The 22859-nt window shown below is 46.8% G+C and carries 18 protein-coding genes; 9 read left to right on the top strand and 9 right to left on the bottom strand.

The genetic code is table 11. The features are described 5' to 3' along the window. Positions 1–705 precede the first annotated feature (705 nt). Complete coding sequence (locus EAE30_RS15190) at positions 706–1653, bottom strand: IS30 family transposase (RefSeq protein ID WP_123014135.1); 948 nt, start codon at positions 1651–1653, stop codon at positions 706–708. 132 nt (positions 1654–1785) lie between these two features. Between EAE30_RS15190 and EAE30_RS15195 the strand changes: the two genes are divergently transcribed. After that, a complete protein-coding gene (locus tag EAE30_RS15195) occupies positions 1786–1947 on the top strand; it encodes a hypothetical protein (protein ID WP_199287066.1) in 162 nt (53 codons plus the stop codon). Between the two features lie 139 nt (positions 1948–2086). Here the strand turns inward: EAE30_RS15195 and EAE30_RS15200 are convergent, their stop codons facing one another. Next, a complete protein-coding gene (locus EAE30_RS15200; RefSeq protein WP_199287067.1) occupies positions 2087–3070 on the bottom strand; it encodes an aldo/keto reductase in 984 nt (327 codons plus the stop codon). Between the two features lie 61 nt (positions 3071–3131). On the opposite strand from EAE30_RS15200, the gene EAE30_RS15205 reads away from it, so the two are divergent. Then, positions 3132–4073 (top strand): LysR family transcriptional regulator, encoded by a 942-nt coding sequence (locus tag EAE30_RS15205; protein WP_123016675.1) that lies wholly within the window; start codon positions 3132–3134, stop codon positions 4071–4073. Positions 4074–4248: 175 nt separating this feature from the next. On the opposite strand, the gene EAE30_RS15210 is transcribed toward EAE30_RS15205, so the two are convergent. Continuing rightward, the gene (locus EAE30_RS15210; protein WP_164711878.1) at positions 4249–6102 is read right to left on the bottom strand and encodes a methyl-accepting chemotaxis protein; all 1854 of its coding nucleotides are present in this window, start codon (positions 6100–6102) and stop codon (positions 4249–4251) included. Positions 6103–6432: 330 nt separating this feature from the next. Between EAE30_RS15210 and EAE30_RS15215 the strand changes: the two genes are divergently transcribed. The 4 genes from EAE30_RS15215 to EAE30_RS15230 all read left to right on the top strand — a co-directional run bounded on the left by EAE30_RS15215 (position 6433) and on the right by EAE30_RS15230 (position 11666). Beyond that, positions 6433–7725 carry a c-type cytochrome gene (locus tag EAE30_RS15215; protein ID WP_123016677.1) on the top strand — a complete coding sequence of 431 codons (1293 nt, stop codon included), beginning with the start codon at positions 6433–6435 and terminating at the stop codon, positions 7723–7725. A gap of 20 nt (positions 7726–7745) precedes the next feature. After that, positions 7746–8234: a (2Fe-2S)-binding protein gene (locus EAE30_RS15220; RefSeq protein ID WP_123016678.1), complete on the top strand. Its 489-nt coding sequence runs from the start codon at positions 7746–7748 to the stop codon at positions 8232–8234. Next, a complete protein-coding gene (locus tag EAE30_RS15225; protein WP_123016679.1) occupies positions 8218–10521 on the top strand; it encodes a xanthine dehydrogenase family protein molybdopterin-binding subunit in 2304 nt (767 codons plus the stop codon). The genes EAE30_RS15220 and EAE30_RS15225 overlap by 17 nt, the downstream gene beginning before the upstream one ends. 86 nt (positions 10522–10607) lie before the next feature. Beyond that, on the top strand, positions 10608–11666 hold the full coding sequence (locus EAE30_RS15230) for an XdhC family protein (RefSeq protein WP_123016680.1): 1059 nt from the start codon (positions 10608–10610) through the stop codon (positions 11664–11666). A 117-nt stretch (positions 11667–11783) separates the two neighbouring features. Here EAE30_RS15230 and EAE30_RS15235 read toward each other — a convergent pair whose 3' ends face one another. The 3 genes from EAE30_RS15235 to EAE30_RS15245 all read right to left on the bottom strand — a co-directional run bounded on the left by EAE30_RS15235 (position 11784) and on the right by EAE30_RS15245 (position 16010). Next, complete coding sequence (locus EAE30_RS15235) at positions 11784–13688, bottom strand: glycoside hydrolase family 44 protein (protein WP_123016681.1); 1905 nt, start codon at positions 13686–13688, stop codon at positions 11784–11786. Positions 13689–14242: 554 nt separating this feature from the next. Then, positions 14243–15226, bottom strand: a complete 984-nt coding sequence (locus tag EAE30_RS15240; protein ID WP_123017396.1) for a cellulase family glycosylhydrolase — start codon at positions 15224–15226, stop codon at positions 14243–14245. Positions 15227–15428: 202 nt separating this feature from the next. Further along, positions 15429–16010 carry a nucleotidyltransferase family protein gene (locus tag EAE30_RS15245; RefSeq protein WP_199287068.1) on the bottom strand — a complete coding sequence of 194 codons (582 nt, stop codon included), beginning with the start codon at positions 16008–16010 and terminating at the stop codon, positions 15429–15431. Positions 16011–16291: 281 nt separating this feature from the next. On the opposite strand from EAE30_RS15245, the gene tnpA reads away from it, so the two are divergent. Further along, complete coding sequence (tnpA, locus tag EAE30_RS15250) at positions 16292–16612, top strand: IS66 family insertion sequence element accessory protein TnpA (protein WP_123016683.1); 321 nt, start codon at positions 16292–16294, stop codon at positions 16610–16612. Continuing rightward, positions 16609–16962 carry an IS66 family insertion sequence element accessory protein TnpB gene (gene tnpB, locus EAE30_RS15255; protein ID WP_164711816.1) on the top strand — a complete coding sequence of 118 codons (354 nt, stop codon included), beginning with the start codon at positions 16609–16611 and terminating at the stop codon, positions 16960–16962. Before tnpA ends, tnpB begins: the two co-directional genes overlap by 4 nt. Positions 16963–17001: 39 nt before the next feature. Here tnpB and EAE30_RS15260 read toward each other — a convergent pair whose 3' ends face one another. Next, positions 17002–18192, bottom strand: a complete 1191-nt coding sequence (locus EAE30_RS15260) for an ISL3 family transposase (protein WP_123016684.1) — start codon at positions 18190–18192, stop codon at positions 17002–17004. 129 nt (positions 18193–18321) lie between these two features. On the opposite strand from EAE30_RS15260, the gene tnpC reads away from it, so the two are divergent. Then, positions 18322–19860 (top strand): IS66 family transposase, encoded by a 1539-nt coding sequence (gene tnpC, locus EAE30_RS15265; RefSeq protein ID WP_123017397.1) that lies wholly within the window; start codon positions 18322–18324, stop codon positions 19858–19860. Here tnpC and EAE30_RS15270 read toward each other — a convergent pair. Both EAE30_RS15270 and guaA read right to left on the bottom strand, forming a co-directional pair. Beyond that, positions 19852–20886, bottom strand: a complete 1035-nt coding sequence (locus EAE30_RS15270) for a tyrosine-type recombinase/integrase (RefSeq protein ID WP_453891405.1) — start codon at positions 20884–20886, stop codon at positions 19852–19854. The genes tnpC and EAE30_RS15270 overlap by 9 nt on opposite strands. A 307-nt stretch (positions 20887–21193) precedes the next feature. Beyond that, positions 21194–22768: a glutamine-hydrolyzing GMP synthase gene (gene guaA, locus EAE30_RS15275; protein ID WP_123016685.1), complete on the bottom strand. Its 1575-nt coding sequence runs from the start codon at positions 22766–22768 to the stop codon at positions 21194–21196. Between the last annotated feature and the right edge of the window lie 91 nt (positions 22769–22859).

The following is a 22859-nucleotide window of genomic DNA, read 5'->3' on the forward strand; positions in this document are numbered from 1 at the left end:
GACCTGTCAAAACTGGAATAATTATTTACATAATGAATTATTAAACTGGTATTCTCATCGAAAAAAACACCAAAACAACTAATATAGTTATCATAATAACTTGTTCATTATTCATCTAAAGTAAAAGCAACGAAATTCAATAACACGCGCTATCACATAGCCCATACTTATGGATATCCATGCGATAAATCTGAAAATTTTCAAAATAATGAAAACCATGAAACTCATTATTTCATTTATATTAATTTTTTATTCAAATTAAAAAAACAAACCAAAATCATAGTTTTTTATTCAATTTACACTGAATAAATAAACAAACTAAATATATCAATAAACATCCAATAACAAATAAATTATTGCTTTAACGATATAAGCGTATAATTATTATAACAATCCCAATTTTATGATATTAAAACAGCGTCGATTTATGTCGTTTTATAAGGATAATTATCTTCTCTAGAGAAGTTGTCATTATTGTGAGTCGCCTCTCAACACCCAGTCTATTAATTCATAGCACCGACACATTCATGCGCTATTTGTGCCTTTACGACTGACTGAACACGCTAAGGTTTAAAATGAATGTCGTAACCACACTCAAATACTGCCGTGGTTCTATACGGCGGTCCTAACTTTTACAAGAGACTGCATTGAGCATGACAATAGGTAAGCCCCGAATTCAACTGCGAAGTGCGACACTCTCCAATATCAAGAAGCTAAAGCCATCTCCTCAAATATAATGGCTGCCTGCTTGAAGCCTAAACACTTTCTCGGACGGTAATTTATCCGCGATAAAGCGAACTCTATATCGATGTCCGTCACTGTCGTTAGATCGGTTCCTTTCTTCACATATTGCCTTAAAAGACCGTTCGCATTCTCATTAGCACCACGCTCCCAAGAACTGTACGGATGAGCAAAGTACACATCAGCCTTTAATTCTTTTGCGATGGTTTCATGACCTGCAAACTCTCGCCCGTTATCTGCCGTAATGGTATGGACATGTTTCTTATAGGGCTTCAGTAGCTCTATTGTCGCTTTGGTGACATCATCCGCTGACTTAGATGGCACTTTCTTTACCACGTAAAATCGAGTCTTACGCTCTAAAATAGTCACCATTGCACCTGTACCATGCTTACCTAGCACAGTGTCGATTTCCCAGTCACCAAACCGCTCCTTACTGTCAACGATGCTTGGTCTATCATCAATCGAAACGGCATTTTTTATCGCTGGAGCTTTCTCTTGTTTACCTCGGCGATACCGCTTATGACCTTGTCTCAAGTGACGATATAACTTACCGCCCAAGCGTTTATCTTGAGCAACAAAGCGATAGATCCACTCATGACTGACAGATGCACCAATTTTCGTTAATACATTAGAAATCTGCTCTGGACTCCAATCTGTTTCTAAAAGAAGGCGGATAAAATCGACACGTTCCTTTGGTATTCGGTATTTACGTGCTGTTTTGCGCTTTTTGGTAGACGACATCTGGGCTTCGTTAGGGCAATAATGCTCTCCCTTCCGACCGCGTTTAAGCTCACGGTATACCGTCGAGCGGTGGCACTGAACTGTTTTAGCTATTTCAGGAACCGAAATTCCCCGTTCCAAAAGAGCAGAAATCTGGTATCTTCTGCCTTCGGTCAACTGTTGATAATTCATGGTAGTACTGCTTGTTTCTTTGGCGAGAAGAGCGTACCACTTTCAGCAGTTGGCTTCCTCTTCTACATATTTCCATGAATGTCGCACTTATTATCTGAAATCGGGCTTCAACAAATTTCTTGTGGTGTTTGGATGTTTCTTAGCGTTTTACTTTGGGATTTACTGATTGCCACTGTGATTGGCCGTCCTCGCGTTCAGCAATACTTAACAGCGTACATCCATCTTGTTGAAAGAGGATCTGGAGCCATTCTCATCGGTTTTGGGATCGCTTTATTTCTAGACAAGCACAGCTAAATAAGGCTTGAGTCGCCTAATCAAGACATGGCCGATGGATTTCGAGCACCTTTTGTGGAGTGCGGAGCGCATGTCACCGCTCCGCACTGCTAGGTTTATGGCTTAATGCATGGAAAAATTTTGATTTCCCATGGATACTTCACACATTCACCCCCTTCATGCCTTCGGCGGAATAACGTCCCCCTACGGGCTGAAAAGCACTCATTGCCGATTCAATATGAGCCAAATCCTCGGCCGTTAAATTCACCGCAGATGCGCCTAAATTGTCTTTAAGATGGGTCATTTTCTTGGTTCCTGGAATCGGAACAATATCCGGGCCTTGTGCTAATAACCATGCCAACGCAATTTGCGCCGATGAACATGACTTACTCTGGGCCATACTTGCCACAACCTCGGCGAGCGGACGATTCGCATCGAGATTATCTGGCGTAAATCTTGGTAGGGATTGTCGAACATCTTCCCCGACAAAATCACTATCAGGCGTAATACTTCCCGTTAAGAATCCTCGTCCTAATGGCGAATAAGGCACAAAACCAATGCCTAACTCACGGCAAGTAGGAAGGACTTCTCGTTCCACATCACGGGTCCACAACGAATATTCCGTTTGTACCGCACTAATTGGGTGCACCGCGTGAGCTTTTCTCAATGTATTCGCGCTCACTTCCGACAGACCAATATTGGCAATTTTGCCTTCTTTCACTAATTGAGACAGCGCCGAGACGGTATCTTCTATCGCAACATTGGGGTCTAAGCGGTGGATATAATATAAGTCGATGCATTCCCCCCCTAAGCGGCGTAGTGAACTTTCACAAGCATGGCGAATATACGCCGGGCTATTGTCGATAACACGTTGATACTCCCCCGGACGACGAACAATGCCGCATTTGGTGGCAATTTTTATATCAGCACGGCATTCTTTAAGAAACTCGCCAATCAGCTGCTCGTTATGAGAATGCCCGTAAGTGTCTGCGGTATCTAGAAAAGTACAGCCAAGCTCAACCGCCTGGTGGAGCACAGATTTCGACTCAGCATCATTTCTGGGGCCATAGAATTCACTCATTCCCATACAGCCCAAGCCAATCTCAGAGACTTCCAAGCTGTGACCTAATTTACGCTTCTTCATGATTCATATTCCTTGGTTTACGTGGAGATATTCAGTATATTTTCCGAAAATGGAGTTTTATATGCATAATAAACACAAACAGGTTTCCGAAAATGGAAAACTAGACAATCCGGCACGCTTTCATTGGGATGATGCAAGAATTTTTCTCGCTATTGCACGCTCAGGCACCCTCAGTCGTGCTGCTAAGACATTAAGACTGGGTATTGCGACCACCTCTCGACGCTTAGAGCGGTTAGAAGAAGCGCTCAATATGCGCCTATTCACTCGGGATCAACTGGGCTATACATTAACCGATGAAGGGCGTGAGCTGATTGCCCCCGCAGAAGCTCTGGAACAAGCCGGTTATGCCTTTGGAGAGGCAACGAAGACGAATCGTGATGAGGTCATAGGTCATGTCCGTGTCGCCACAGCGCAAGGATTGGCGGATCACCTCATCATCCCTGCAATGCCTAAACTCATCAATGATCACCCGAATTTAACACTCGAAATGGTCACAAGCGTATCGACCGTCAACCTGCACCGACGTGATGCCGATATTGCGTTACGGATGGTGAGACCTGAGCGTGGGAATGTGACCATACGCAAGCTCGGCACATTAGGCTTTGGTCTTTACGCGGCGCCAATCTACCTGCACAACAGGACATCCACAGAGACAACGAGCCAATCTTTCGAACATGATGATTTTATTGGATGGTCTGAAACTCAGCAGCATTTACCTGCCGCTCAATGGCTAGAAAAAACGTTAAGAGGTAAACCGTGCCGATTAACCACCAGCAGCCTGTCCGCGCAAATGTCTGCCGTCGAGGCTGGGCTCGGTATGGCCATCTTGCCCCATTTCATGGCGCAAGATAAGGGGCTGATGTGTGTACAAAATGACGTCGGGTGTGACCAGCCGATATGGTTAGTGATTCACTCCGATTTAACCCACTCACGCAGAGTGAGAGCGGTGGCGGATTTCCTCGAGACGCTCATCAATGAAAACCAAGCTGCGTTAGCGCGCTAACCAAAGACCCGCGTTTTGCAAAAACGCACTCATGCTCATCGACTGCTGCGGTGAATCAGCAACTCAACTCATGGCCAATATTTCATTGGCCATGACGGTTCCACACAGGCCGCGCTCTCTGACTCAAATAGCCCTTTCTCTTCTCGGCTGGCGCCATTGATTTAGCGTGTAAACGCTATTCCCGAATCTTAAATTTTTCTACTTGAGCAATGAGGTTAGCGGACATCTCATTGAGTTGCTGAGCTTGTACCGCGCCTTCTTCAGAATCTTCACTGAGACGATCTGAGATCTCCTTGATGGACTCAGTATTGGCGTTAATCTCTTTACTCACGACAGCTTGCTCTTCTGCAGCTGTCGCGATCTGGGTGGCCATGTTATTAATCGACTCAGTTGATGCTTTAATTTCTTTGAAGCTTGCCGCCGCATTACTGGTATCATCAACGCTTTGAATCGCCAATTGATGACACTGATTCATGACGTTCACCGCCTCAGACGTGGTTGCTTGAAGCGTACTGATCATTTGGCTGATCTCTTCTGTTGATGTTCGAGTTCGCTGAGACAATGAGCGCACTTCATCAGCAACAACAGCAAAACCACGCCCTTGCTCTCCCGCCCGAGCGGCTTCAATAGCCGCATTAAGCGCTAATAAATTGGTTTGTTCAGCAATATCGTTAATTGAGGAAGCAATCATTGTGATTTTCTCCCCTTGCTGACTTAGGTTTTCAATCACCTCACTGGCGCTTTTTACCTCTTCAGATAGTTTATGGATGGAGTCCTCACTTTTTTGTGAAAGACGGTTACCTTTATTACTGATCTCGACCGTACTGGTCGCACTTTGCGAGGTTTCTTCTGCAATATTGGCAATCTCACCAGTTGTGGTTGCCATTTCCGTCATGGCGGTGGCGACCATGGTAATTTCACTCTGTTGGTGGGCGATGCTTGCTTGCCTGTCACTTGACGCTTTCGCACTCAATTCAGATTGGTTGAGTACTTTATGTGATATATGAGTGACGGTAGAAATAATGTCATGTAGCTTTTCAACAAACAGGTTAAAGCTTTTTGCCAGCTCACCGACTTCGTCATTGCTCTTCGTATCAATATGTACCGTTAAATCCCCTTCACCTTTGGCGATACCATGCAGTGCTGTCGACACAGAAAAGAGATCGGCAAGCATATACCGAAGAGCCGCCCCAAGGATAATAATGGACAAGATAAACATAATAACGGCAGTGGTCACTTGATACATCAGTTGCTGCTTCATGGGTTCAAGTAACACACTCTTTTGACTCATTAGCACCAAGTACCAATTCGTTCCTTTGACGCGAGAAACGGTTAAGAGATACTGAGTGCCATTGATATTGGCGTCAAGTAAATGGCTTGTATTGGCATTCTTGATTAACTCACTCGACGTAATGTCTTCACTCAGTTTAGGTAGAGGTTGATTAGCGAGCTCTGGATTGGGATGAGCAATGATGGTGCCACTTGAGGAAAGTAAGAAAGCCTCTCCTTTTCCTGGTACCTTGATTGAGAGAATATCCGCTTTGATTTTATCAAGAGGTAATGTCGCCATTGCGACCCCTTGTGGCTTGCCATCAATCACCACTTGCTTTGATACCGTGGTAATCAGCATGCCGCTTGATGTCCCCACATAAGGCTCACTCAGATACACCTCTGACCCATCAATAGCATTTTTATACCATGGTCGAATTCTCGGATCGTATCCCGCCTTAGTATTGATGCCTTTCGCCCGATAGGTATCGCCATCTTTCGTGCCATAGAGTACCGAACCAAAACCGCCCGCCATATCTATCGTTTTAATTTGGCTAGTGATTTTCTCGATGCTATCGGTTCTGTTCAACGCATCAGCAAACGCAGACACCATATTCTTTTTTTCATTAATCCATTCACTGATGGTCCGAGAACCGCTTTCTCCATACAGCATATTCGAAGAAGAAATACTGGCCTGAATGAACGCAAGCGCGGCAACAATTAGCCCACTAATTATGAGCAGTTTTTTGGTAAGAGTCATTAGAGTTAACCTCATCGTAGTCTAATGGCATTTGAATAAGTTTAGACTAGACAAAACACTCTTGTTAAAAAAATGTACATCAAAAACGCTTAAAAATGTATATTAGCAAACGATAAAAAATGGTTTCCCGCGCGTCATAAGCGCTTCACTATCAAAGATATTCTAGGTACACTACTCAAATGTTAACGCCTTCGCACTTAATCGTTAACATAAGTAACATCCCACAGCTTGTTCAGAGCTTCTATAATTAAGCGACTGTTCATCAAGGATGGTGGCATCCACCCCACCATCAAATAAAAATAATTGAATAAATACATGAGGCAATGTGATATGAAACGCGGTCTATATAGCGTGTTATTCGCAGCGGTCGTCGTATTGGTAGGCTTTGGCATCTATGCTTGGCATCCATCGATCGCTCCGATAACGCCACCAGCCAAGGATAAGTTTTCATCAGACATGATTGCGAAAGGCAAGGTACTCGCGGCGGCAGGTTACTGTAGTACTTGTCATACCGCTCCAGGCGGTAAACCTTTCGCGGGCAACTATGAGATGCACTCCGGTTTCGGTACCATCTATTCCAGTAATATCACACCGGATCCTACAACAGGTATCGGTAACTGGTCGGAAGAAGCCTTTAGCCGTGCGATGCGCACCGGTGTAAGCCGCGATGGTAGTCATTTATTACCCGCGTTTCCGTATGAGCATTTCAACAAAATGACCGATGACGATATTCAAGCCATTTACGCTTATATCATGTCGTCGGTTGAGCCTGTAAAGCAAGCGAAAAAAGAGAATGGTATTCCGTTCCCTCTTAATATTCGCTTCTTACAAGCGGGTTGGAAATTGCTATTTGCTGATACCAGTGATTTTAAACCCAATCCTCAAAAATCAGAGCAATGGAATCGCGGTGCATACCTCGCCGAAGGGATTGCTCACTGTGGTGCATGCCACACTCCACGTAACATTCTTGGTGGCGAAAAACGTGATGAAATGTACAGTGGCGCTGCGATTGATGGTTGGATTGCGCCATCACTAACAACATCAAGCACCTCACCATTAAAATGGCGCAAACAAGATTTCTTTGAATACCTAAGTACAGGTAACTCAATCTTTCACGGTAGTGCAGGCGGCCCAATGGCACCGGTTGTCCATGATGGTTTAGCGGCATTGTCTAAAGATGATATCCAAGCCATCGCCACTTACTTTGCTGATCAAGCGGGCAATGTTAACGACGATCCAGCTCAAAGCCCGGCGTTGAAAAAAGCCGTTGCAGCACAAAAACTACCGGATCTGCGTATCCATGAAGGGGCTCGTTTGTACGCCGCTTCTTGCCAATCTTGCCATTACAGCAAAGAAAAACTGGTCAAAGGACGTCCATTGTTAGCGTTAGGTTCCGCGGTACATTTGGATAAACCGACCAACCTTATTAACGTCATTTTGGATGGTTTCCGTGCTGATCAAGGCATCAAAGGTGTTGTTATGCCAGGTTTCCGTGATGCACTGAGCGATGAAGATATCACCGCACTGGCCGCCTATCTGCGTCAAGCAGCGGGTGAACAACCTTGGCCAAACCTAGAAAAGCATGTGGGTGAGATCCGTCGTCAGCCCCGTTTCGAGCATTAATCACGGGAGAAGTGAGTAACATGACTAAATTTATTTTAAACGGCAAGCCAGTGGCTGTCGACGTAGAGAGTGACACTCCACTACTGTGGGTGATCCGTGACGAACTGAACATGACTGGTACTAAGTTTGGCTGTGGTATCGGGACTTGTGGCGCATGTACTGTCCATGTGGGTGGCCGCGCGACCCGTTCTTGTACGACGCCGGTTTCAGCCGTGGAAGGCGCTGAGATCACGACGATCGAAGGATTGTCTGACGATGGGTCTCATCCAATACAAGTGGTTTGGCAAAAACATCAGGTGCCACAATGTGGTTACTGTCAGTCCGGTCAAATTATGCAAGCGGCGGCGCTATTGAAAGATATTCCCAATCCGAGTGATGAAGATATTGATTCAGTCATGAGTGGCAACTTATGTCGTTGTATGACCTATGTGCGTATTCGTGAAGCAGTGCGTGAAGCCGCTAATACCATGAATATGGAACAGGGAGGTAAAGATGAGCAGACTGCCTAATAAAGACAAGAGTGCAGGCATGACTCGTCGTGGCTTTTTAGTTGCGATGACAGCGGCTGGAGTCAGCTTCGGCTTTCCACGTGCCGCCTTTGCGGCGATGGATCCTGCGACTAAGGATGGCAAGCCACTTCCCGATGCCAGTTCTGTCTATGAACCCACTTTATGGTATTCCATCGGCAGCGATGGAAAAATCAAAGTCAATATCATTCGAGCCGAGATGGGGCAACACGTCGGAACCTCTATCGCTCGTATTCTAGCTGACGAATTAGAAGCAGACTGGGATGACGTCGAAATCATCCACGTGGATAGCAATAAAAAATGGGGCTTGATGGTCACCGGTGGCAGTTGGTCCGTATCAAAAAGCTGGCCTGTGTATCGCCAAGCCGGCGCCGCTGGCCGTACGGCATTGATTGAAGCGGCGGCTAAACTCTGGGGCGTACCAAAACGCTTGTGCCACGCTAGCAAAGGTAAGATCATCTGCGGTAAAAAATCCATCAGCTACGGCGAACTGGTTAAGCAAGGCGTGACTCGCCAATTCTCCGAAGATGAACTGAAAAAACTTGAACTGAAACCAAATCAAGACATGACTTTGATTGGTCAACAAGTGCGTGCGCTCGACATCAATAACAAAACCACTGGGCAAACCATCTTTGGTATTGATGCCAATATCGAAGGAATGGTATACGCCGCCCCTATCCTGCCACCGACTCGTTACGGCTCAAAAGTGTTGTCCGTCGATGATAGCGCGGCCAAAAACGTCAAAGGTTTTCAACAAGTCATCACTTTAGACGATCCAAGTAAAACGGTTCCCGGCTGGTTGGTTGTTATCGCAACTAGCTATTATGCAGCGAAAAAAGCCTCTGAATTGGTCAAAGTGAAATGGCAAGCGGGCGATGCGGCTAACGTCTCTGAAGGCGATATCATCAGCCATGGTCGTGAGCTGCTTGACGATACCAACAAAGGCGCCATTTTAGATACTGGCGATACCAACACGGGCCCCGTCTTTAGCAAAGCGGCCTCAACCATCGAGCACGAATACATTACCGATACGGTATTGCATGCGCAGATGGAACCGTTGAATGCCACCGTATTCAAAAATGAAGAAGGGGTATGGGAAATCCATTCAGGCTGCCAATGGCAATCTCTAACATTGCCAGTATTGGCATCGGCACTGAACGAACCTGAAGACAACATCGTGATTCGTGCCTACATGTTAGGGGGCGGCTTTGGTCGTCGCCTTAATGGTGACTACACGGTGCCTGCGGCGCTGGCGTCAAAAGCACTCGGTGGTAAGCCTGTTAAGTTAGTGTGTACTCGTGAACAAGACTTGCAATTTGATAGTCCACGTTCAGCGTCACTACAACAGCTAAAAATGGCTTTTGATGACAACAAACAGGTCATCGCGATGGAACACCACGCGACTGCTGGCTGGCCAACTCAGGCAATGGTGCCATCCTTTATGCCAAAAGGCACGAACGGAGAACCTTACGATCCGTTCTCCATTGCTGGTGCTGACCATTGGTACAGCGTAGGCGCTCAGAAAGTACGCGCCGTTTCCAATGACTTAGCCAATGATACCTTCCGTCCTGGTTGGTTACGCTCCGTTGCTCCTGGCTGGACCGGCTTTGCGGTTGAGAGCTTTATGGATGAAGCGGCGCACTTCGCCGGCGCCGATCCATTAGCGTTTCGTCTTGAGCACTTAAAAGCGCAAGGTCGTAACGCAGGCTCAGGTCCGATCGCGACAGGTGGCGCAAATCGTCAGGCGGCGGTACTGAAAAAAGCCGCTGAGATGATCGGCTACGGCAAAGGGCTACCAAAAGACAGCGGCATTGGTATCGCTTCCACCTTTGGTCAAGAGCGTGACATGCCAACTTGGGTTGCCGTTGCTGTGCAAGTCAAGGTAGAGCGTGACACTGGTTTGGTCCATGTAGAGAAAATGCGTGTTGCTGTTGATGCTGGCATCATCGTTGATCCAAATGGGGCGCTAGCACAATGCCAAGGCGCCGCACTATGGGGACTCTCTATGGCCCTGTATGAGGGGACAAAACTGGTTGATGGTAAGTTCAAAGACTCTAACTTTGATACTTACACTCCGCTGCGTATTAGCCAAGCTCCAAATCTGCAAGTCGAGTTTGTTAAAAACGACTATGCACCATCTGGATTGGGTGAACCCGCCGTCACTCCAGTTGCTCCAGCCATTGCCAACGCCATCTATAATGCTGTTGGCGTGCGTCTCCGGAAAATTCCGATGACGCCAAATGATGTTAAGGCCGCACTCGACGCCTAAGTAGTATGGCCCGACGTTCTGTCGGGCCCGTTTCATCTTATTTAGCGTGATGTCTCAATCATACTGATGAATTCAGGAGCTATCCTATGTCTCACCTTTCGCAACCGCTCGATGCACGAGTGCTGCAGAAAGCCATCCATTGGGCTGAGTCTACTCCGGTTTGGCTATGTACGGTCTTAAATACTTGGGGGTCGTCACCACGCTCGCCAGGCAGTTTACTGGCCGCAACGCAAGATGGGCAGCAAGAGGGATCGTTATCGGGTGGCTGTGTCGAAGAACACTTCATTCAGCAAATTGCCGATGGCCGCTGGCAACAAGCATCGCAGGTCGTGCGTTACGGTGACGGTGAGCTAGCGCCCGAAGTTAGGCTACCTTGTGGGGGCATTTTAGATATTTTGGTGGAATACCTGCCCGCAGGCACGGTGACCATCGATTACCTCACACAACAACTCAATGCGGTACAAGGCTATCAAGCCATTCGCAAACAGTTACAGTTACCAAACGCTTGCCACTCTATCGTAGAAGACAACCTTATCGGCACGAGCGCTGCGATTTCTTATCAAGCGCCGACCATCGACATTCGCATGGCAGCCGCCGCACGTTTGCTTGTCGCTGGGTACTCCCCTGTCGCACACTACTGTATGGAATTTGGCCATGCACTGGGCTTTGAAGTGATTCTACTGGAACCACGTGAGCACGTACTCTCCAATATGGAACCCTTACCGCAAGGTGTCCGTTTGATCGAGACGTTCCCAGCGAAATACATAGAACAGCACAGTTGCCATGCCAATACTGCCATTGTCTCGCTCACTCACGACCCACGCCTCGATGATCTCACCATGATGGAGGCCGTGAATACGCCTGCGTTTTATCTTGGTGCGATGGGGTCAGTGCGTAATAGCGCAAAACGCCGTGAACGATTAGAGCGCATCGGCGAGCTGACCGACTCTCAACTGGCACGTATTCACGCACCGATTGGGTTAGCCATTGGCAGTAAAACCCCCGCAGAAATCGCGCTAGCGATCATGGCCGACATCGTCCGTGTGAAAAATTTAGACCATATCACGGCGAAGTCCGCTGTGCCCAGCACTCTCAATCAATTAACACCGCTTTCGGAAGACGATGGGGCGCACTGCGCGATCTGAGCTTGTTAGGCATCATCACATTGATCAACGCGATCACGGCCCTTTTATCGCCTATAAAACAATCCCCTGCGTCACACAGGGGATTGGCTTTTCTCAATCACTGCGGCAAAGAATCCATTAACGATTCGCGCAGAAACCAATAGAGCTGGTACTTGCACCAGGCTGAAGCACCTTGTTCCATTCGACACCACTAAGGGTTACTGTCGTACCGGATTGTTCCCAATTGGCATTCCATAGCTGATAAATACTTCCTTCTATATCAAAAGTTGTATTCCATTCCACCGCTTCAGAACCACCATTGGTCACCACGATATCAGAACAGTATGAAGCGCTGCCATCTTGTGGAATATTCACAGAGACTGTCACACCATCGGTACCTGGGTCCGTGGGATCGGTTGGATCGGTTGCCTCTGCGGTACTAAAGACAAAGTGATAAGCCGATAAGGCTGGAATATCATAGTTGAGCTGATTATTCGTTACCTCAACCTCACCTTTGTCTTGGATTTCCACCGAATCGGCGTTCAGGACATAAGTTTTGCCTGACTGATAAAGGGTGGTTGAGTCGATGGTGAACACACCATTGATCGATTCATTCATATTTTTATTCAGTACAATGACATGCAGCAATCCAGTCTCTGAATCAACCGACGCGTAGATAGAGCTGTTTTCTTTATCGCTCATCGTTGCAGTGACGCTGGTATCCCCAAAGGTGCTATTCTCACCGTCATAGTTACGATAGAGACGATAAGCGCTGGCTAAATATGTCTCTTCATCATTTAAAATCCAGCTGTTGGCTGCATAGACACCATATTTACCAAAAATCCCCAAGACATCCGCTTCAGCAATCGCGCCGGTTATATCATCACCACCGCCAAAGCCGTATTCCGTGAAGGCCATTTTGGTTCCGGGATACTGTGCATCGATGGAGTCTTGAATATGTGGAATTAACGGTAGCTCCGCCATATTCCATTGAGCAATCCAGCTATCTTCTTGGTAGTCCGGATCCCATAATGTCCGAGGCGCCTGCATACGCGCATTTTTGTCTTTTAAGGAGTCCGCACTGCCATCCGTGACACGCAGATCGCCTCTGGCTTCGGAATACCAGTGCAAGTCAAGCACATCCAATAATCGCATACCGGATGCATCACCCGCGGCTTTCATCCCAGCCAGATAGTAATCAATAAACCAATGATACTGATCGGAATAGTTCGACCAATCCGGTGCATCATTTAAAGAGACGAATGCAGTAAAGCCATACAAAGCAGGCCCAAAGATCATCGCCGTCGGATCGACACCTTTCACCGCCTGAGCCGCTTCAACCGAGCGATCAAGCAATTCTTTTGCTCCGGGTTTGTCTGGATGAATTCGTGAGTGAGTGTGGCTCCATAAACTGGGTTCGTTATCAAGAGAGTAAGCAAAGACACCCCCATCACTCGCCAGCCCGTATCTCTCGACGAGAAAGTTGACCATTTCATCGGTATAAACGGCATTATCAGTGAGGTCAGGAGTTAATGAGAACGGGGCATTTTTTTTCGATATTGCCGGAATCCAACGCGATGATGGAGCGACTTCCCCTTCCTGAACTGTCCCGTTCTTGTCAGCGGCAACGTAGCCAGCCAACGGTACCGTCAGCATCGCTTTTGCACCAAGCGCATCGTTATCCACAAAATCGGTCAGTGTAATCCCTGGAATGGTTTCGTCTGCCCCCTCGGGTACCATATAAGTATCGCTGGAGTGTACCCAGTCAGAGCCTGCATTGGAGTAATTATTCTCCCAGTTATAGGCGGTTGTTCGGTTACCACCAAGACGATAGAAACCAAAATTCTCATTCCCCGTCATGTTCATTCGATGATTGGTACCATAGATTAACTCACTGATTTGATGAGTTTCTTCGTCAGGTGAAATCGAATAGTCGATGCTCACCTGTGCATTCGCCGCGCTACTGGCTAATGCAGCAAAAATCAGTACCGATAAGATCTTAGGTCGGACGTGTCCATGTCGATGACTTGATACATTCATCATGAGGTATTCTCCTTGCAACTTTTGATATGGTGATATTGCGGTAACAAAACTCGATCAGAGCACAGCTCAACAAACAGAAATTTCATCAAACATCAGGTATACCAATAGTGGCAAAAACGTACCAAAACAGCTTGCCAACATCCTTTCTACTCTGGCAAGCTTTGATAAATATTCAGGATTAATCACGAAAGAGTTTTATCCGTCAACATTCATGTTCTCCCTTATTTGTCTCTCTCTTTTCATCTGACCTTGTCTAAACGAACACGACAATACTGGTCAGTATCAACACCATTTTCTCGTTAAAGAAAAATGGAGCCAGAGCAAACGCCAAAATCTGACGACCAAGACAAAGTGGATCATTTGCAATACTAGTACAATAAATTGCATATCATCGAGAAGGAGTATATTGACGCTTATAATTATTCCTAACCTGTATTATTGCTTCCAATTAACCGTTGACTAAATGATAAATAACGAGGTACACGGGTAAAAAAACCGGACAGCGATACGATGATCTCTGTCCGGCGAAAATAGGCTATCAATGTCTGACACAGTTACTGGCAATCCGTACCACACGTAAAAATGGAGGCAGGTGTTGACGTGGATTTAATGCCGTTCTCGCCATTAATCAAAATATTGCCCCACTCGCTATAGGAATGGTTATCCCAATTATTGACGATATCCAAATCCGCAACATCGGCACTATTACCCGACCATGACCAACCGATATAACCGATATTCAAAGTGTTCGCCCGTTCCATAATCGCACCTTCAGCGACATCCTCTCCTTGATGGTTCGCACCAAATTCTCCAACCACCAGCGCCAACCCTTTGTTAAGAAACGTTGAAAGGTAGTGATTCACTGTGGGGTAATCCTTATAAACCTGATACATGTGAACACTAAACAGCGTATTGCGCAGCGGATCCGCATCAAATACAGATTGAGCATGATTCAACATGATTTGTTGCCAGTCCTGGCCCCAATTGGGTGCATCAACCATCAGTGTATGAGTCAACCCGGCTTGTCTTAAGCGTTGAATGGCCTTGATATGACCCTCGATCCACGTATTGGCACTGACTCCGTTGCCCATCGGTTCATTACCGATGTTGATAATGACGTAATCTTCCTGACCCACAAGTTGATCTTTAAGTTCAATCCAATAGTCAGTTGCAGAAGCTAAACTCGCCGCTTGCGCTTGTTCACCAAACCCTGTCGTATCATGAACTTCAAGTACCGTGATTAAATGCCGAGCTTTCGCTTGGCGAATCACATTCGCTACATCAGTAGCACTATTTTTATTCCAACGCTGGCCATTGCTCAATACAATGCGTACCGTATTGGCCCCCGTTGCGGCAATACCGTCTAACGCATGATCTAATTGATTGAGATACCAAGTATGAGCATGGCTGATCCCGCGAATTTCAAACGGATGTCCATTGCCTTCATATAACACTCCATTGGCAATATGCAATCCAGCGTGACTAGAAAAAGGCGCAATACACCCTAATGTTGCTAACAGTAGTTTAGTTAATTTCATATCCATATCCTTATCATCGGTGGCGGTCTTCTGGTCGACAATCCAGAAGTACTCATTAATCCCGTAAAAATATGGATGGTGTTTCATATTAATTCAAGCAACATCCGTGGCGACGTTACCCATGAAGTGGAGGACTCACCGTGGCTCACCGCTCATAGAAAACCATAACGAGCACTGCGCCTCGAGCATACAACCATCATCGTTAACGTTTGGGGAGGTCGGCATCAGCGATCACACCGCGATGACCAACAATGACATGTAACTTAGTACGATCCAACAACTGACGTGCCCCGCGATCACCACTGAGCTGACTGAGCGCGCAACCATAATTTTTGGCAAAACCGACAGGATGCCCCGGCAGGTTGTCATACATCATTCGAGCTTGTGCATCATCACTGGTAAGCGCCGCAGCAACGTGTAAATAATCGTGACTCTCTATCCACCCCATATCAGTAGGTGCGATCAGCCATCCATCCCAATGTCGGCTATCTCGCACTCCCGCAGCAATGGTCTCAGACGATCCTTCACTCTCAATCAGTGTGATTTCAACATCAAACTGCCGCGCCAACTCAATCACCGCACGTTCATTGGGGCGTGTCACCAAACGCACAGGTAAACCAGTGGCCACCGCTTGTGATAACGAAAGTGCCAGTAACGGCATAGGTTCACCGAGTGAATTGGGATACATTGCCAGCAACTTATTGCCCTCACCGCCTGCCGCCCTATAACGCTCGCCTTTACCGGCGGCCAATAATACAATGCCAAATTGTTTTGCAGTGTTCACACTTCCTTCCATACTCGCGTCATTCTCACTTTATACTTTATCACTTCAGTCATTTGAGCAAATTTATCATCGACACACCACTTATCTCATTACGGCAGGATTCGAGCGGTAGTATCGCGCCCCCCTAATCCAGCTAATGCGCCTGATTGAGCGAGAAGACTGCTAATAACATTGTGCTTTATAGCGTGGGGCTTGTTTATTGTAAGCGCACCACAAACCCCACATTCTAATCACGCATTGCCCACTCTATGATCACATCTCCAATCCAAAGGAGATGTGGCATGAATAAACGACGCACCGACCAAGAATGGCTTTCTCTGATTGAGCAATGCCAAGCCAGTTCGCTTACACAACAAGATTTTTGCCAAAAACACGACATTAGCGTATCGACGTTTTACGCCAAGCGGCAGCAGTTGAGTGTTAACCCATCCCCAACTCAGAGCGGCTTCGTTAAGGCCGAAATGATTGAAAAAACCACCTGTCGCAAGGTGACCCAGACGTCGGTAGCCAACATGACTTTGATAGTAAATAACATCGAATTGAGTATTCCTCAAGGCACGCCACCACACTATCTTGCTGAGTTGATTGGAGCCTTGTCATGAAGCGCATGATGACCGCGCCAGTGGTGTATTTATACCGCGAGTTTGTCGATTTCAGAAAATCTATCAATGGTCTGGCGCTGTTGATTGAATCCGACACCGACCTTGAGCTAGGCTCAGGGGCATTGTTCCTCTTCACCAATAAACAACGCGATAAAATAAAAGTGTTGTATTGGGACCAAACGGGTTATGCGCTCTGGTATAAACGCCTCGAAAAAGCCAAGTTTAAGTGGCCCACGCAAGAGAAAAATACGGTGTTTACCTTAACGCAATTTGACCTCGACAGACTGCTTTCTGGCTTCACAATAATCGGCCATAAATCGGTAAAAATCGACAGTTTTACAATGGGTTAATGGCAATAAAAGTCAGATAAACCAAGCCTTTTTTATGGTTCATCGCGGCTTTCCGGGGAAAGCCGCTTTTATCTTTAAAAAGAAGTAATCAGTATCTCGATAGCCGTAACCCATTCGCTTGATTAACTTTATCTTGTTGTTTATGCCCTCGAGCGTACAGGTATTGAGTGGATAGCATGCAGAAGCAACGATGCCATGAAGATAAGGTTTGAGCTTTCTTGCGAAGTCCATAAGCGGCTTGATCCCGCTTTCTTGAACTTGCCCCCACCATACGTCCCATAAGTCTCTCGCTTCGCTTTCTGACTGGCATCGCCATAACTCTTTAAGCTGAGAGCCAAGTAAATACGTCACCATTAAGTCCTTGTTCATACTCAGTATCTCACTTAGGTAGCTCTCCTGCTTACTGTCTAAGTTGCCTCTGTTTTTAAGGAGAATCCAGCGAGAGCGCTTAATCCATTGGCGTGCTTTCTTGTCTTGTTTGAGTTGATTCGCTTGATCAACTCTGACTCTATCCATCACTTCCCGACCAAATTTGGCGACCACATGAAATAAGTCGTACACAATGCGAGCGTTGGGGCAATGTTGCTGCACTTCGAGGTCGAAAGCCGTATTCATATCCATCGCAACCGCCTCTATGTTCTGGCAATACTGACCAAGTAACTCAAAGAAGGGACGGATATCTTGTCGACTTCGTCCAACGCCTATCCACAGCACTTGATGCGTCTTAGCATCCGCGATAACGGTGGCATAACGATGTCCCTTAAAGAGCGCAAACTCATCCATGACCAGTTGTTTCAGCTCGGCCCAGTTGACCTCTGGCACCCCATTTTTTAGTCGGCGCTTATCTATCTCCTTAATCGTGTGCCAATGAACGCCCGTCATCTGGGAAATATGCTTAATAGGAAGAAGAGGCAGCAACTGTTCAATATAACTACGTAAGCGGTTAGTTAGGCGCGCAAAAGGTTCAAGCCAAGAAATAGATTCGGTTTTGATACCACAGTCAGGGCACTTGATACGCCTTGTTTGTACGGATAGTTCGACAGGTACGCCGAGCATCATCGCTTCCTTAATCGTTCGCCACTGATAATCATGTATGGCTTGAACATATTGCCCACATGAACACCGAGCGGTTGTGCTGGGTTTGAGAGTAATGGTGATAAGAGAAGACGTTTGAGCAGACTTTACGACATGAAAGCCTTCCCAAAAAGAGGATAGAAAAGTATGATTCATCATGAAAACGGTAGTTTGTGTATGATTTTTGTTTGGCGACTAAACCATATCACTTTCTACCGTTTTTGTTTTAAATTCCCGCTAATCCGCGATGAACCTTTTTTATTGGTATTAAGTACAATAACGACCATGAAAAAGACGACCCCCGACATCAATCCAGACAGCCAAAACATCGCGGAACTTCAAGCGATGGTGAAGGCGTTAATGTCTGAGAAAATAGAGTGGCAGCAAGAGCGCCAATCCTTGATTGAGCAGTTCAAACTGGCACTTGACCGTCAGTTCGCCAAACGCTCTGAAGCGTTAAAACCGTATAACGAAGCTCAGGGCGACTTCTTTAATGAAGTGGAATGCGAAGCGGAGAACGTCGACGAAGACGTGGTGACCACGACGACCACAACAAAGCCAAAGCGCCGTGGTAAACGCCAGCCATTACCGAAAGACTTACCTCGCGAAACCGTGGTTCTTGACCTGGACGAGCACGATAAACAGTGTCCTTGCTGCCAACATTCTCTGCATCAAATCGGGGAAGACCGTAGCGAGAAACTGGAGTTCACGCCTGCGATACTCAACGTTATCGACTACGTTCGTCCTAAATACGCGTGCCGTCATTGTGAGCAACACAGTGAGACTAACCCCGTTCACCAACAGCCAGTACCCGACAGCATTATCCCGAAAAGCTTCGCCACAGAAAGCTTGCTGGCCAATATCATCTTAGGTAAATACCAGTACGCCTTGCCGCTGTATCGACAAGAAACCTTGTTCACGCAATCGGGCATCGACTTATCAAGAACCACTATGGCTCGCTGGGTTATCCAAGTGAGCGAGAAGTTCCAACCCTTGTACCAAGCCTTAAAAACGCACTTACTTGAGCAAGTGGTGGTGCATGCTGATGAAACCCCATTGAATGTGCTGCAAGAAGAGAAGCGCAGTTACATGTGGCTGTACTGCTCAGGCGCTGACTCTCCGCAAGCTGGTTTACCGGAGATGAAAAACATCGTCTTGTACGACTATCAAAACAGTCGCGCGAGAGCGTGCCCAATGGACTTCTTGGGCGATTACTCGGGTTACCTACAAACCGATGGTTATGTGGCGTACGATGGTCTCACTCAAGTGACAAACGTTGGTTGCTTCGCTCATGCTCGCCGTAAGTTCATGGAGGCAAAAAAGCTCCAGGGAAAAGGCAAGACTGGAAAAGTGGATATCGCGCTGGCGAAAATCCAAAAACTTTATGCGCTTGAAGCTCGCTTAAAACCGTCGTCAGCCGAAGAGCGTTGGTCAGAGAGACAATCACACGCCAAACCGATATTGGACGACCTGTATCAATGGCTCACGACACAGAAAGTGTTCGAATCCAGCCCACTGGGTAAAGCGATTAAATACACCTTGGGTCAATGGCCAAAGTTGGTGCGTTATGTGGATGATGGGCACGTATCCATCGACAACAATCGAGCAGAGCGTGCGATAAAATCGATGGTCATTGGCCGAAAGAACTGGCTCTTCGCCAACACATCAAGAGGCGCCGATGCTAGCGCATTACTCTATAGCATCATCGAGACGGCTAAAGCCAATGGACTCATTCTCTACGATTACATGGTCAAATGCATGAAAGAGCTGGCGAAAGCAGAGCCCGACATTGACTCACTTCTTCCGTGGAACTTCTCACACTAAAACGCCCCGTGTGTTCATGGGGCGCTTACCAAACTTACTTAGTGACTGACCTTCCTTTTGCGCGGCTTTGTATGTCAAATCCATGACTCGGTTCATCGTCGCACTGCTCATTGGGGCATCGGAGTCATAACGGGAAGGGAGAATGTAATCAGATCCACCGGCAAATGTCTTCAAGGCGATCAAAATATCCATCACCTGGCGTGACAAAAATACCAGGTGAGGTTTTCGTCGTTTCATTCTTTCTTTTGGAATAGTCCACAGCGCTTCGCTAAAATTAATTTCACTCCAAGTAGCATTAGTTAATTCGCTTTTGCGTACCATAGTCAGCAATAGCAACTTTACCGCAGCACGAATCGAAGGTGTCGTTCCTACCTTTTCCATGTAGCGGTACATCAAACCGATCTCAGCCGGTGTTAACGTTCGGTCTCTTGGTTCAAATCGAGCGATACTTGCGGGCCTCACCAGGTCTGCCGGATTTTCAACTTTCTGCCCTCTCTCAATCGCCCATCGATACACCTGGAGTACAATGTCACGCGTATGTACAGCCGTTGCGGGCGCTCCACGCTCTACTATCGCGTCAGTCAGTGCTCGCAGATCTTCATGGGTGATTTCAGTCAGCTTCTGATTGCCAAATTTGCCCTCTAACTCTCGGGCGTAGACTGAGCGACGCATATCCCGGGTAGAGTCGGCCATCTGATAACCACGCAGCCATTTCTGAGCCCAGGCACCAAAGGTTTCAGCATCTTTCGTTCTCGCCTTCGCACGGGCTTTCTCTTTGGCCGGTGACTTTCCATCAGTAACCATTCTCTTCGCTTCATTGAGACGCTCACGCGCTTCTGCTAACGTGATGCCTCCTACTCCGTAGCGACCAAAGGTAATGGTTTCTTGTCTGCCATTGATCGAATAGTTGTAGCGAAATGAGATAGAGCCTGCGGTAGTGACAGCAACATAGAGGCCATCACGGTCATTGACTTTGTAAAGTTTATCTTTGGGTTTGAGATTGCGTAGCTTGGTATCAGTCAGCATGTTTCGACCTTTTATTCTTGTTTGATACCATGCTGAAAAATCTCTAAAAAAATAGAGATTAATCTTTATAAAACAGATAGATATGTAAATTTAATACCATGTCCCATCAAAAACACTCAGCATGGTATCGGGCGTAATCCATGGCATTACCGATGAATCATACCCATCAAAATACCACGGTCAAACCGTGCTTGGCGTTGCCAGACATTGCCAAAAATGACTAAGTCAAAAACAAAAAAAGTCCGCAATTACGCGGACTTAGGTATGATTTAGTGCCTGTTAATGCCAGACCTTTCTTAAAGGAGGATTATTCCCACTCAATCGTCGCAGGTGGTTTTCCTGAGATATCGTAAACCACACGGGAGATACCGTCGATTTCATTGATGATGCGGTTAGAAACCTTACCTAGGAAATCGTATGGTAGGTGTGCCCAGTGCGCGGTCATAAAGTCGATGGTTTCAACAGCTCGTAGTGATACAACCCAGTCATATTTACGGCCATCGCCCATTACGCCAACCGAACGGACCGGTAAGAATACGGTAAAGGCTTGTGATACTTTGTTGTACAAATCCGCGGCGTGAAGCTCTTCAATGAAGATGGCATCGGCGCGGCGCAGTAGATCACAGTATTCTTTCTTGATTTCACCCAGTACACGTACGCCTAAACCTGGCCCAGGGAATGGGTGACGGAATAGCATGTTGTGTGGTAAACCCAGCTCAAGACCAATCTTACGCACTTCGTCTTTAAACAATTCACGTAGTGGTTCAACCAAGCCCATTGCCATATCATCTGGCAAGCCGCCAACGTTATGGTGAGATTTGATGACGTGTGCTTTACCAGTTTTTGATGCAGCGGATTCAATCACATCTGGGTAAATGGTGCCTTGCGCTAACCATTTTGCGTTTTTCAGTTTACGTGACTCTTCGTCGAATACGTTGATGAATACGCCGCCAATGGTCTTACGTTTTTCTTCTGGGTCAGACTTGCCTTGTAATGCATCAAGGAAACGGTCTTCCGCATTCACATGAATGATGTTTAAGCCGAATTTATCGCCAAACATCTCCATGACTTGCTCAGCTTCGTTCAAACGCAGCAGGCCATTATCAACAAACACACAGGTCAGCTGCTTACCAATGGCTTGGTGCACCAGCATTGCCACAACAGAAGAGTCCACACCACCTGATAGGCCAAGGATCACTTCGTCATCGCCGACGGTTTCTTTAATACGAGCCACCGCATCTTCGATGATAGACGCGGGTGTCCATAGGCGATCACAGCCACACGCACCGAGAACAAAGTTTTCAAGCATTTGAAGACCTTGTTTCGTGTGTGTCACTTCTGGGTGAAACTGTACGCCGTAGTATTTTTTCTCTTCGTTCGCGATCGCCGCATACGGACACGTGTCCGTCGATGCCACTTTAACGAAATCCGATGGAATCTCGACCACTTTATCGCCATGGCTCATCCAAACATCCAGCAATGGATTGCCGTTTTCATCTTCGGCATCTTTCAAGCCATTGAAGATGGTTGAATCGGTGTTCACTTTTACTTGCGCGTAGCCAAATTCACGCATGTCAGAGCCAGCAACTTTACCGCCAAGCTGCTCTGCCATCGTTTGCATGCCGTAACACACACCCAGTACAGGCACACCGGAATCAAACACATACTGCGGGGCACGCGGGGATTGTTCGGCGGTAACACTTTCAGGGCCACCAGAAAGAATAATTCCGTCTGGATTAAATTCGCGGATATCCGATTCTTCGACATCCCAGCTCCATAGTTCGCAGTAAACGCCGATTTCACGGACGCGACGAGCAACAAGTTGGGTGTATTGAGAGCCGAAATCTAGAATTAGAATTCGTTGGTCATGAATGTCAGTCATATTAGGGAGTCTTTACCAGCTAAATTAGGGGAACGGAGGCGAGTCTACCCGCCTCCTCATCAGTCTTCAAGCAAAAAGCAAACGTTTACTT

It is taken from the genome of Vibrio zhugei (assembly GCF_003716875.1).
Taxonomy (GTDB): Bacteria; Pseudomonadota; Gammaproteobacteria; order Enterobacterales; family Vibrionaceae; genus Vibrio; species Vibrio zhugei.

Excerpts from the sequence above, each read along its gene's own strand:
- tnpB (WP_164711816.1), top strand. The coding sequence starts at position 16,609 with ATGAAGCGCATGATGACCGCGCCAGTGGTGTATTTATACCGCGAGTTT.
- EAE30_RS15220 (WP_123016678.1), top strand. The coding sequence starts at position 7,746 with ATGACTAAATTTATTTTAAACGGCAAGCCAGTGGCTGTCGACGTAGAG.
- EAE30_RS15200 (WP_199287067.1), bottom strand. The coding sequence starts at position 3,070 with ATGAAGAAGCGTAAATTAGGTCACAGCTTGGAAGTCTCTGAGATTGGC.
- EAE30_RS15210 (WP_164711878.1), bottom strand. The coding sequence starts at position 6,102 with ATGACTCTTACCAAAAAACTGCTCATAATTAGTGGGCTAATTGTTGCC.
- EAE30_RS15190 (WP_123014135.1), bottom strand. The coding sequence starts at position 1,653 with ATGAATTATCAACAGTTGACCGAAGGCAGAAGATACCAGATTTCTGCT.
- tnpA (WP_123016683.1), top strand. The coding sequence starts at position 16,292 with ATGAATAAACGACGCACCGACCAAGAATGGCTTTCTCTGATTGAGCAA.
- guaA (WP_123016685.1), bottom strand. The coding sequence starts at position 22,768 with ATGACTGACATTCATGACCAACGAATTCTAATTCTAGATTTCGGCTCT.
- EAE30_RS15195 (WP_199287066.1), top strand. The coding sequence starts at position 1,786 with ATGTTTCTTAGCGTTTTACTTTGGGATTTACTGATTGCCACTGTGATT.
- EAE30_RS15205 (WP_123016675.1), top strand. The coding sequence starts at position 3,132 with ATGCATAATAAACACAAACAGGTTTCCGAAAATGGAAAACTAGACAAT.
- EAE30_RS15240 (WP_123017396.1), bottom strand. The coding sequence starts at position 15,226 with ATGAAATTAACTAAACTACTGTTAGCAACATTAGGGTGTATTGCGCCT.
- EAE30_RS15230 (WP_123016680.1), top strand. The coding sequence starts at position 10,608 with ATGTCTCACCTTTCGCAACCGCTCGATGCACGAGTGCTGCAGAAAGCC.
- EAE30_RS15225 (WP_123016679.1), top strand. The coding sequence starts at position 8,218 with ATGAGCAGACTGCCTAATAAAGACAAGAGTGCAGGCATGACTCGTCGT.
- EAE30_RS15235 (WP_123016681.1), bottom strand. The coding sequence starts at position 13,688 with ATGATGAATGTATCAAGTCATCGACATGGACACGTCCGACCTAAGATC.
- EAE30_RS15215 (WP_123016677.1), top strand. The coding sequence starts at position 6,433 with ATGAAACGCGGTCTATATAGCGTGTTATTCGCAGCGGTCGTCGTATTG.
- tnpC (WP_123017397.1), top strand. The coding sequence starts at position 18,322 with ATGAAAAAGACGACCCCCGACATCAATCCAGACAGCCAAAACATCGCG.
- EAE30_RS15270 (WP_453891405.1), bottom strand. The coding sequence starts at position 20,886 with ATGCTGACTGATACCAAGCTACGCAATCTCAAACCCAAAGATAAACTT.
- EAE30_RS15260 (WP_123016684.1), bottom strand. The coding sequence starts at position 18,192 with ATGAATCATACTTTTCTATCCTCTTTTTGGGAAGGCTTTCATGTCGTA.